Origin of the sequence: Methylotenera sp. L2L1 (genome assembly GCF_000744605.1) — a bacterium.
Lineage (GTDB): Bacteria > Pseudomonadota > Gammaproteobacteria > Burkholderiales > Methylophilaceae > Methylotenera.
Map to the genome: position 1 here is coordinate 2,599,471 of NZ_JQMG01000001.1, position 11,136 is coordinate 2,610,606.

The following is an 11,136-nucleotide window of genomic DNA, read 5'->3' on the forward strand; positions in this document are numbered from 1 at the left end:
TCGCGACAACCTTTTTAACTAAATCTCTAAATTAATCAAAAGGCTCTCGACAAGCGATGCTCATCGAAAACACAAAAGCCCTCCCCTGAATTCAGGGAAGGGCTACTCAAATCACATGTGATTCACACGCAATTGATTCAAATTACAAAGCTGGGAAGCTTACTAACGGTGCGCAAGTGTTACCGTTACGTGAGAACTTAGACACATAAGCTGGTTTAGTTGCGTAGCTAGCATACTGTGGTAATGATGCAAAAGCGTTTGGTACTGTAGTTGGGAATGGAGCAACTGCAACGCCGTCATTACCTGTGTACTTAGTAGAACCAGCACGTTTTACAAACTCATTGTAGAAAGAATTTTTTACAGAATCAGTAGTGATAGGTGCAACAACATCACCATTGACATTAGTTACTGCTGCATTACGTGCTTGCATTGAAAGCTCAACCACAAAGTCATATTTACCAGCTAACAAGTTAGCTTTTGATGGAGCAATACCAGTTGCACCAGCAGATGATGTTTGAGTAGCGCCGTTAAATGTACCAGCACCATCTAAATGACGGAATGTGAAGCCAGAACCAGCAGTATTAGCATTGTTGTAGCTATCTAAAGATAAAACACCAATTGCTTTAGATGCGCCACCAACTGCTGAAAACAACACTTTATATCGTTGGTTGTTTGAGCCAGTTACTGTGAAGTCTGTACCAGCTTGAGCTGCTTTTAAGCAGTTACGGACATCACCAGAACCTGAGTTCTCGATGATGGTTAAACCAGCTGTTGGGTCGATAATAAATGGATCTGCAGCTGTACCAGCGTGAGCACCGTCAAAACCGAAACTGTTTTCTACAGTTGCTGGAGGTGTATCAGCAAAACCGCCAGTTGAAGTGTTACATGGGAAACCAGTAAAGAACGCGTTATATGAAGTTTGCGTACCAGAACCATTTACACGGCGGCAAACTACCACTGGATCTGTTGTGCCATCTACTTGTTCCCAAGTATCTAACTTACCAGCCAACATAGCGCCGTATTGTGCACGGCTGATATGTGTTGTAGCAGCAACAGCATCAGTCGCCACAATACCCATCATGATTTGATTGACTGGTTTGTTAGATAAAACACCTAACTCTGCTGAACTTAAAGCAGGTTGGCCATTTTCAGTATTGTACGGCTCTTGGAACAATGCTGGCTCAACATCTGATACACCAAAGTCAGCCACTAAACCTGTGTTAGCTGCAGTTTCGTGGCCAACTACACCTGGGTCAATACCTTTAGTACCGCATGACCATGCATATGGTGCCGCACCAGCAACGCAGTTGTTCAAATCTAAAGTTTCAATACGTGCTGCACGTGCAACTGGATCTACACCAAATACTGAACCACCTTTAGAGCGTTTGATGAATAAAACATCTGTACCAACAGCAACGCCTGGGATACCAGCAGCAGCTTTACCCAAGTAAGCACGGTGCAAGATACCTGAATCGTTGCTGCGAATTGCAGTCACACCAGTCATCATGCTTGAAGCAATATCAGCTAAAAAGTTATCTGGTGCTGATGCACCTGACAAAAACACTACTTTAGTACCAGCTGGGATTGTTGGGCCAGCAGCCTGTGCTGACATTGTAGCTAATGCTAAACCACATGCAACTGCGATTTTTGTATATTTCATGATTTAATTCCCTTAAATATATTTAATAAAATATCGAAATAAAAACGTTTTGCAGCTAACCCTTAATGCTTTTTAAAAAAGATTAAGGGCAGCAGAAATTACTAAAACTACTTAGCTAAATTGTTACGACGGCGACGAGCGATAAAGCCCATTAAACCCAGACCAGCTAACATCATTGCGTTAGTTTCTGGCTCTGGCACAGCTTGTACTGCTGCTACTTGTAGGCGCCACTCATTGCCTTGCAAGTATGTTTTTGCAACGATAGCTTTACCGTCAAAAGAGAAGAGTTGTTGTTGTAAAGCTTGTGCAGCGCTTGAAGCCTGAGTAGTTGGGGCAAGGAAGTACATATTTGCACTAGCACCTAAGAAGCTTGATGTATCAGCAAGGTTACCGTTAAAATTATTACCACCAAATGTAGCACTACCAGCGTAAGCATTGCCGTTTGTGTCGTTTGTTACAGCATAAGTATCATCTGCAGGCGCTGTAATAAAGCCATTTGTTGCCGGTGTGTAGGCACCGAATAAGGTAACTGCCGCTTTTACTTGGTTGTTAGTTGAAACAAATGGCAATCCAGAGTCGCCTTGAGTCATCAGTAGGCGAGTACGACCTGCATTGTCAAATGCACCCAAGTTCCATTGCACATTTGAAGCACTTGCAAATGGCAAACCAGTCAAGGCGCCATCAAAAATAATACCATTTGTACCGATTAGTGAAGACTGCACTACTGCATTAGCTGCTAATAGTGCATTACCTGTAACTGTCGTTGCTTGATCAATACCTACAACATCTGTGAAAGCTTTGTCCCAGTTCAGATCGTAGGTATAACCAACACCTGCTACTGAATCCCATGCACTAAATACGAATTCAGAGTTACCGTTACTAGCGCCAGAAGAAATAGCAGCATTAGCTGATGTAGCAACTGCTGATAATGCCAATGCAGCTACTAAAGTTTTCAATTTAAAATTCATTTCCATACCCCTTTAAAAGTCATTAAAAAATAATTACATCTATTACTAAACAAACCACTTAAATTCTTTGCTACTTAAAGCAGCGATGATTCAAACTTCTGTGTCTATAAAACATCAATCTGCTATAAATCAGCGCAACACCTTTTCGCGACTGTTGCTATGTTATTCAATGAATATGTTCAATATGTTTTTGAAACTAGTCCTATCGGCTTACAAAAACATCTTTTTTTCATGATTCGAAAAACATTCAAAATTCGTTTAAACAAACTTGGTTAGCACGGAATAGGATGATGGTTTAATTAGATGACATGCATTTTCTGCATTACTAGTTCTAAAGGACTAGATCTAGATTTTTAGCAACACTGATAGATATTTAGAGATAAGGTAATGCCACACTAATCAAAATGTGTAGTGAGCGGCATTCATTTTTTTTGTAAATAAAAGTTAATACACACCTACAAAGTCACATTAGCGTCACTTTTTAAAAGTACGATGCAAAAATTGAATTAACCACAACTCCATTTTTTACAACGTACAAAGGACCTGTATGACTTTTTCAAAGAAAGCATTAGCATCACTTTTATCGGTAGGTTTATTATTTGGCGGATCATCATTACTAGCTAATGCAAGTGAAGCCGATGACATCAACGCGATTAAAATGAATTTAGAGAAAAGAACGCCACCGCTAAATGCCAAGAGCATTAAACTATCTCCACTAGCAGGTGTTTATGAGGTTTATGCAAACGGTAATATCTTTTATGTAGATAAGACCGTTTCTTACGTGATGGTTGGAGGGTCGTTAGTAGAGGATGCAACAAAAAGAAATTTAACGACTGAACGCTTACAAGAATTAACGACGATTAAGTTTGATAGCCTGCCGTTTAAAAATGCGATTGAGATTAAAAAAGGCAATGGTCAATATAAGTTTGCAGTGTTTTCAGATCCAGACTGTCCTTTCTGCAAAACGCTAGAACAAGGACTAGAAAAGATGGGCATTAGTGATTACACCGCTTATATCTTTTTATTCCCCCTTAAAGAATTACATCCTGACGCAGTTGCTAAATCTGAGTCTATCTGGTGCGCGAAAGACAAAAATGAAGCATGGAGCAACTGGATGGTAAAAGGCATTGCGCCTGTAAAAGCAAACTGTGAAAACCCATTAGCCGCAAATGAAAAACTGGCTGATGATTTAGGTGTTGCTGGAACCCCAACCATTTACATGAATAACGGTAAGCAGACGCAAGCACCACAAGAGCTTGTAGCTGCCATCAAAGAAAGTAAGTAGGAAAATAGAGTAAAGTTGTTGTGGCAAAATAAAACCTGCAATTGCAGGTTTTATTTCAACATTTTAATTAAGCCAACTTTTGCAGCCTTAACTGCCGCTTGACTACGATTCTGCACATTAAGCTTGCGTAAGATATTTTGAACATGGTTTTTTACTGTCAGCGGGCTGATATCGAGAATAGATGATATTTCCCAATTAGTTTTACCCATATGTAGCCACTGCAATATCTCTGATTCTCGGTTGGTGATAATGCTGGCAATATTGCTGTTATCAAATACCGTGTTACCTCGATGGCTTGTTACCCTAATCAAGGCACAATGCAGATTTGGCATAATCAATTCAAAGATGCGCGCTGTATTGCCACTAGGTGGTTTGTGTAATCTAGCAAGTATCACTACGCTAGATATTTTGCTGTTACTGTCACCAAACCCATGCAGCACAAAACTTTTCAACTCAGACTCTTTTAGCGCGTCTTCGTCAAAATTTACCACTGAACAATGACCATCTTCCATTGGCTCTACTTCATTGGAAACAAATAAAGGTAAAGTGATTTTCTTCCAACAGTCTAATGCTTGATGTATTAAACCAGATTCATGCTCTATCACACTAGAAAATTGAGTCTGATTAAAATAACGCGTACTCGTAAAATACTCAAAATGATATGAGTCAGTATCAGATGACCGAATACCAAAAATCATCACCTCATGTCCAAGCAAATATTGAAACTCACCTTGTAGCCAATTAAATAGATGTATGCGCTGAGAAACACGCAACGACTCAGTAATGACGTCCATAAAAACAGAACGCTGCTCGTTACTCAAGTCGTCTTTGGCGCTTGCTGATGCATCAAAATTTAGATTAGTTTTAATGACGGTTCTTCTAGTTTTTTTAACATAAAGCATTCTCAACTAGTTAAATGACAGTTTGATTAAAACCAGATAGTACTTTTCTTACAGTTTTGTAAAATAATTTCCATAGAATTTATTCACTACTTAATAAAAAGTAACTACTGAGACATTCTAAAAGGTGTCACATTTCTAATGAATAATAACTATATGAAAAATATATTATTAGTGACATTTTCTGCTTTGTGCCTAATGGTCATTAACGCTGCAGTTGCAGATGTTTTAATCAACTTAGAGCAATCAGATGAAATTCAGATTAGTAATACACAATTAAACCTGCGCTACACACTTAAAATTGAAGAACCTGCACTAGCTTATGAACTTACACCACCGGCCTCTAGTAACTTATCCAACCTCCCATACAGCACTGAAGTCATCAGTGCTGCACATGAAACATCAATAGAACCAGCTTTGATTCATGCAGTCATTGCGGTTGAATCTAGACATAACCCTAGTGCACGTTCAAAAAAAGGCGCCTATGGCCTTATGCAGCTTATGCCAGCCACAGCACATCGCTTTAAGGTAATTGATAAACACGATCCAAAGCAGAATATTTTAGCTGGCGCAAAATACCTACGCGAACTACTGAACTTGTTTAATGGGGATTTAATGCTAGCGCTAGCGGCATATAACGCAGGACCAGGCGCAGTCATGAAATATAGGGGGCAGATACCGCCCTACAAAGAAACAATAAACTATGTACCAAAAGTACTAAAGCTTTATCGCGAATATTCATAAGCAAGTTTAGTAGTAAAAAGTGCTGCTCTTCTTAATTACATTTACTCTGTCAATAAGCCCATCATTCAATCTGGACGCCTAACGGCCCTTTAACCCCAACATTGCAAGTCTGCTTAGTTCCCGTATCAACAGAGTACCCATGCTGACGTTCATAAAACCTTAATATTAAATTTTAACTAGTCTAGAATCATTTTAGAATGACATACCGTTTCTATAATTACTGTTAGATGCCATGAACAAACTCTCCGACGATCAATTCTACGATGCAATAAACAGCCAAGACGATCTTGGCCTCGTGATACGCGCGCACATTCATATTGAGCACTGGATCGAGCAGTTTCTCGAAGCCGCCCTTCCGCAATACGAGAAGTATTCGAAGGACCTCAACGCTGACTACGAGACGAAAGTTTTACTCGCATGCATTGCAGGCTTACACGCCGACCTCAAGGCACCACTTTCGGCGTTCGGTAAGTTGCGCAATCGGTTCGCCCATCGTCCAAACTACAAACTGTCCGCTACCGATGCCGAGAACATCTACTCGGCACTATCTTCTCACCATAAGCAGCAACTTCAGCAAGCGTACCAGGAGTTGGCAGATGCAAGTAAACGTGAGGTGAAGGTTTACAGCAAACTGGATGCCGAGGCAAAATTGAGCTTACTTGCTATGCTTCTACGGTCCATGCTCAAGATGGCTTGTGCCCGAGTGCGTGGCTCCAAATCCTTTGGTCTTGCCTTAAAAACGTAGACACATCGACCTAACTTTTAGGTGATGTGCAATGGCTAGAACAATCAAACGGACATACACACGTTTTTCAGAATCAATTAATGTTGTAATCGATTAATTAGTACCAAGAAAAGACTCTGAGCCTACTGTATATATAAACTTCCATTCGCTATATTTTTTTGCTGAACCAAAAGCTTCATACTGCGGCAAAAATCCTGTTGTTTTAATTGGTACTAATTCAGATAGGCTATAAACCCCAACTATTTGATCTTGTTGCATCATTAGCCCCCAATCAGCATCAGAGGAAAAAGGGTCTGTGTATACCTTACGTAAATGTCGCTTAGTCACTGGGAAACGATTATCCAAGAGTAAATCTTCCAATTTCTTTGGGTATTGCTTAACGCTATCAGGCGTGCTCTCGTAATAACTACCAATTGCATGACGAAACTCTTCACCAATAAAAAGTAGTTCTTTTTCACGCTCACGTTGTGCATCCTGATGCCAAACAATGCCCACACCAGCCAAACCAATGCCAGAGACTGCCACCAACATTAGTACACCAATATAAGTAAAGCCCGAATGCTTCTTGTTACATTGTATTAGTCTATTACCAGTCGGCATATTTGCTACCATCTTTTGCTATGCCTGTAGAGCCACTATGAATATCATAAACATTACCAACCAATGGCGGCTCTGGTGCTAATAATACCCAAGTTGCATCGCTACCGGTAATTGGATCTATCGGTAATTTACGGATGTATTTCCGCTCTACTAAGCTCTCTAAAGACTCAGGGTACTGTCCTGTATCTGCGTAAAATTTATCAATACTTTCTCGTAAGGTATTCAGGTCTTGCTGTAAAGCGGCTTCTTTAGCACGGTCTATACCAATAAAATATCTAGGCACAGCAAGTGTCAGCAATAATGCCAAAATAGATAATACGACCAACAACTCTACTAAAGTAAACCCTTTACCTTTGGCATAACAACCTTTTAGCTGTTGATAAAAACATGACTTCATATTGTTTTAATGCCGAGTATATTTTTAATACTAATGATTGCAAACATGATTTTTACCATTGTGAATAAGGTATGCCATTAATACCTAGTTGCTGACTCTTGGAGTACACATCAAATACATCCTCACCCTCAGCCGGGTTATTAAACTCACTGGCATAACTGCGTAATCCCCAGCCATGCTCTGCTGCGTGACCATCGCTAGTTACATACTTACTCTTAGAGATCATTGGGTCTATCGGTATTCTGCGTAAGAACTTTATCTTAAATTTATCAGGGCTTTTAACATCAACAACACCATCCACCAAAACCTCTAAACTTGGTGGATATCCTGTTTGCTCAACACTTTTCAAAATACGGCCCTCATCCACCGCTTTTTTGTATGCATCAATCGCATCGCGAATTTGGCGTAGATTTGAGCGTAACTCACTTTCCTTGACCCGTTGCACTGTTATCTGCAGCATAGGCATGGCCACACTGGCTAAAATAGCAACAATAGCAACTGTTACCACCAGCTCAATCAATGTAAAGCCTTTAGTCATTGATTTCAAACAAGCGCTCATGGTGCTGCTGGAGATGTTGCAGGAGGCGCTACTGACTCTACAGCCGATTGAACATTATCAGCCGTTCCTGGCAATGCTAAGCCCTCAACAGTACCAGACTCAACATTCTGTATATCTTGTGCTGGCTCTTGTTCTGTTGCTAAAGATGCTTCTGGTTGGCCATCAGGGTTTGCCTTTAATTGCTGCTGCCTGATTCTTTCTCTAAATTGCTCTTTAGGCGTTAAAGCGCCAGAACCTGTTGGCATTACCGACTGTGGTTTATCTGTAATTAAATTTTCAGTACCAGACCAATACTCAGAAACCTCAGCTTGAGGCAGATTGACATTACCAATCACCCTTGGCGTAATTGCCAAAACGATTTCGGTTTTACTTTTCTTATCTTCCTGATTTGAAAATAATCGACCAAGTAACGGAATATCACCTAAACCGGGCAATTTACTCGCACTTTTTCGTTCATCATCTAAAATTAAGCCGGCCAGTATTTGTGTTTCACCATTTTTTAGGCGTAGAACAGTACTAGCGTTGCGAGTACCAATGGTATAAACCGTAGCACCATTTTTGGTGGTTGTTTTTTCGCCCAAAGAACTAACCTCTAAGCCAATTTTAATATTCACAAAATTATTCAGTGTAATTCTCGGTTCAACATCAAGCTTTAAGCCGACATCAACATATTGGACATTCTCTGAAATGCCAACGTTGGCAGTAGAGGTAGTGGTAATGATGGGCACTTTATCACCCACTAAAATCTTAGCTTTTTCGTTATTCTTAACACGAATTCTAGGGTTTGATAGTAAATTGACATCACCAGTCACTTTTCTAAAGTTAACCGCAGGATTGGGTGACACATCTAATCTACCTTTATTAAGGTTCATCAACCCTTCTAAAGTTAATTGTGTTGAGGTATTAACAGTAGAACTTGCTAGCACTCCAGTTGCTGAAGTAACCGTTGTGATAGGAATAAGACTATTTACACTGATGCGATTTGGGAAATCAACACCTAACTCTTGCAATCGACTGCGGCTAATTTCTAACACTTCAATATCTAGCATCACCTCAGGCTCTTCTAAGTCATTTGCAGCAACTAATTTTTCTGCAATTCGTATCACGTCAGGTGTATCACGCATCACCAACATATTGAGTCGCTCATCTACAAAAATATCTTTTGTTTTAAGCATTGTTTTTAACATTGCTGACACTTGCTTTGCGCTGGTGTTAGAAAAATAAAAACTGCGAATCATCAAGTCTTGATAATCTTTTAACTTAGCTTGCGTGCTCGGAAACACCAATGCAGTATTTTCTGATAAAACTTTTTTTTGCAAACCGTTGCTTGAAAGCACCATTTCAATGGCATCTTCAATTCTTGCTTTTTTAATAAAAATAGTCGCTTTTGTTTCGGGCTTAATATCTTTATCTAAAATAAAATTAATGCCAGTTGCTCGCGACAATGCTTCAAACACTACCTTAATATTTACGTCGCGTAACTCTAACGTAACAGGCTTATTAAACTGAGGCTTAAGCTCTGTTGGTTTGCTTTTAGTAGATGCCGATTTTTGGTTAATTTGTTGCTGTAATTCTATTGCCTTAGCATGCTGAGAATTTTCTATTAGAATATCTCGCACGATTTCTCTAGCAACTTCGAGCTTGTTACTCTCAATTAACTGTGAAGCCTGATCTAGTCTTTTGAGTTGTGCAACCTCGCGCTCAACGGCAATCTTTCCATTTAAGGCACCCGAATCCTCTGGCAAAAATCCTAGTACACGATCATAAAGGCCAATGGCCTCTGTAAATAAGCCTTTTGATTTAGCTTGCTCTGCTTGAACAAGCAGTTTTGTAGCTGCTAACTCTTGTGTGACTAATAGATTTTTACGCTTTATACTTGCTTCAGGGTGATTACTCGCCTCTTTTCTCATTTCAGCCACTTGTGCTTCAGGTGTTTTAAGCTTATCAATCGATTTTTCCCAAGGTGCAAATGCACAACTTGATAGCTGCGTCATGAACACCATGACAAAAAAACAAGCCCGATAAGTATGCTGAGATGAATACACTTTATTGCTAAACGTCATGCGTAAGTCCTTTTACTGAATCAACTCAGCGATAGCGAGTGGTTTTTCTGCTGAAGCTAAGGGCTTTGCAGATTTTGATAATATTTGAACCAAATTAAGTGGTAGGTAATTTAGTCGCAGCACATTTGCATCTTCCGATTCAAATCGCCATTGCTGGTTTATCTTTTCACCCTGCACTACAGCGTAAAGTTTGCCGTTTGACATCAAAAATACTTGTGTTCCTTTTGGAGAGTCTTCAAGTTTTCCAACATACGTAAACGGTGCAGGTGGTGCAACTGGAGGCGGAGGCGGTTGTGGCTTAACTTTCTTTACAACTGGGATTTCCACCCATGAATGTACTTTAAATAAATCGTAAGGTCTGGCAGATAATGGTTCACGCTTCAATTTATGCCAAGGAATAAGCGTTTCATTACTTGATGAAACGCTCACGGCTGAGCCCGCACTTTTTTGATGCCTATTAGCTGTTGATTCATTGCTGACAGATACCTCTCGGTGCGGTCTTGAGGGTTTTGAAACGGTGATATCATCTACGGGTTCATCTTCTTGCAGTGCTGTCCACACGGTTGTAGCTAAAGTGATGAATAAAACCAACATCAAAAACTTGTTAGTCTTTTTCACTTTTGTATCGGAAGCAATGTTAGCCATTACCACTGATCACTTTGCAAAAATAAAACAAACACAACCCTAGCTTCAACCATTGGCGAGATAGAGCTTTCTCGCTTAATCTGCATATCGGTAACTGCTATTGTGGGTATCTTGTATAGTATGTCGACTAAGAACTGGCGAATCTGTGAATACTTTCCAATCACTGGTAGCACTATTTCGTAACGAGTCAACTTGCCTTCTTTAGTTTGTATCAGTTTGTAATCACCACGATTCAGAACAAGCCTTTGCTTTACTGCACTATCATCAATCTGTCCGAGTAACTTAGATAAGCTTGCACCAGTCGGAAATGAGTGATAAAAATCAATAACCTCTTGCTCTGTAGTCACTGCAGGAGCAGCTATGGTTTGAGCCGGCACAGGCTTATTAGTCTGTAACTGGTTGTACTGAGCTAAAGCTAGATTTAATTCTTTATCTACATCCATCATTTTAGTCAGATAAATTAGTAGACTGAAAACACCTAAAGTAAGCCCTAACAAGCCCCATATACCCAAGCTTTTTGCACAATAGTTGGATACCCAATTCAAGTAAGATGTGTTTAATTTTCTCATGG

12 protein-coding genes are annotated in these 11,136 nt (G+C 39.9%); 3 read left to right on the forward strand and 9 right to left on the reverse strand.

The window, feature by feature from the left end; all coding sequences use genetic code 11:
• Positions 1-142 precede the first annotated feature (142 nt).
• Together FG24_RS12180 and FG24_RS12695 are read right to left on the reverse strand one after the other, a co-directional pair.
• Complete coding sequence (locus FG24_RS12180) at positions 143-1,660, reverse strand: hypothetical protein (RefSeq protein WP_036303699.1); 1,518 nt, start codon at positions 1,658-1,660, stop codon at positions 143-145.
• A gap of 107 nt (positions 1,661-1,767) precedes the next feature.
• Positions 1,768-2,628 carry a PEP-CTERM sorting domain-containing protein gene (locus tag FG24_RS12695; protein ID WP_036303700.1) on the reverse strand — a complete coding sequence of 287 codons (861 nt, stop codon included), beginning with the start codon at positions 2,626-2,628 and terminating at the stop codon, positions 1,768-1,770.
• Positions 2,629-3,175: 547 nt separating this feature from the next.
• Here FG24_RS12695 and FG24_RS12190 point away from each other — a divergent pair.
• Positions 3,176-3,913 (forward strand): DsbC family protein, encoded by a 738-nt coding sequence (locus FG24_RS12190; RefSeq protein ID WP_036303701.1) that lies wholly within the window; start codon positions 3,176-3,178, stop codon positions 3,911-3,913.
• Between the two features lie 50 nt (positions 3,914-3,963).
• Here the strand turns inward: FG24_RS12190 and epsA are convergent, their stop codons facing one another.
• Positions 3,964-4,815, reverse strand: a complete 852-nt coding sequence (epsA, locus tag FG24_RS12195) for an XrtB/PEP-CTERM-associated transcriptional regulator EpsA (protein ID WP_081880987.1) — start codon at positions 4,813-4,815, stop codon at positions 3,964-3,966.
• 153 nt (positions 4,816-4,968) lie between these two features.
• Between epsA and FG24_RS12200 the strand changes: the two genes are divergently transcribed.
• Complete coding sequence (locus FG24_RS12200; protein ID WP_235189777.1) at positions 4,969-5,556, forward strand: lytic transglycosylase domain-containing protein; 588 nt, start codon at positions 4,969-4,971, stop codon at positions 5,554-5,556.
• 232 nt (positions 5,557-5,788) lie between these two features.
• Positions 5,789-6,301: a hypothetical protein gene (locus FG24_RS12205; protein WP_036303705.1), complete on the forward strand. Its 513-nt coding sequence runs from the start codon at positions 5,789-5,791 to the stop codon at positions 6,299-6,301.
• A gap of 93 nt (positions 6,302-6,394) precedes the next feature.
• Here FG24_RS12205 and FG24_RS12210 read toward each other — a convergent pair whose 3' ends face one another.
• The 6 genes from FG24_RS12210 to FG24_RS12235 are packed head-to-tail and all read right to left on the reverse strand — an operon-like array spanning position 6,395 to position 11,134.
• A complete protein-coding gene (locus tag FG24_RS12210) occupies positions 6,395-6,901 on the reverse strand; it encodes a type II secretion system protein (RefSeq protein ID WP_088178475.1) in 507 nt (168 codons plus the stop codon).
• Positions 6,888-7,298 carry a type II secretion system protein gene (locus FG24_RS12215; protein WP_051901549.1) on the reverse strand — a complete coding sequence of 137 codons (411 nt, stop codon included), beginning with the start codon at positions 7,296-7,298 and terminating at the stop codon, positions 6,888-6,890. The genes FG24_RS12210 and FG24_RS12215 overlap by 14 nt, the downstream gene beginning before the upstream one ends.
• Before the next feature lie 52 nt (positions 7,299-7,350).
• A complete protein-coding gene (locus FG24_RS12220) occupies positions 7,351-7,857 on the reverse strand; it encodes a type II secretion system protein (RefSeq protein ID WP_036303710.1) in 507 nt (168 codons plus the stop codon).
• Entirely contained in the window at positions 7,854-9,920 is a 2,067-nt protein-coding gene (locus tag FG24_RS12225) for a secretin N-terminal domain-containing protein (protein WP_081880988.1), read from the reverse strand. The genes FG24_RS12220 and FG24_RS12225 overlap by 4 nt, the downstream gene beginning before the upstream one ends.
• A gap of 12 nt (positions 9,921-9,932) precedes the next feature.
• A complete protein-coding gene (locus FG24_RS12230; protein WP_051901550.1) occupies positions 9,933-10,565 on the reverse strand; it encodes a hypothetical protein in 633 nt (210 codons plus the stop codon).
• Positions 10,565-11,134, reverse strand: coding sequence for a hypothetical protein (locus tag FG24_RS12235; protein ID WP_051901551.1), 570 nt, complete (start codon positions 11,132-11,134; stop codon positions 10,565-10,567). Before FG24_RS12235 ends, FG24_RS12230 begins: the two co-directional genes overlap by 1 nt.
• Between the last annotated feature and the right edge of the window lie 2 nt (positions 11,135-11,136).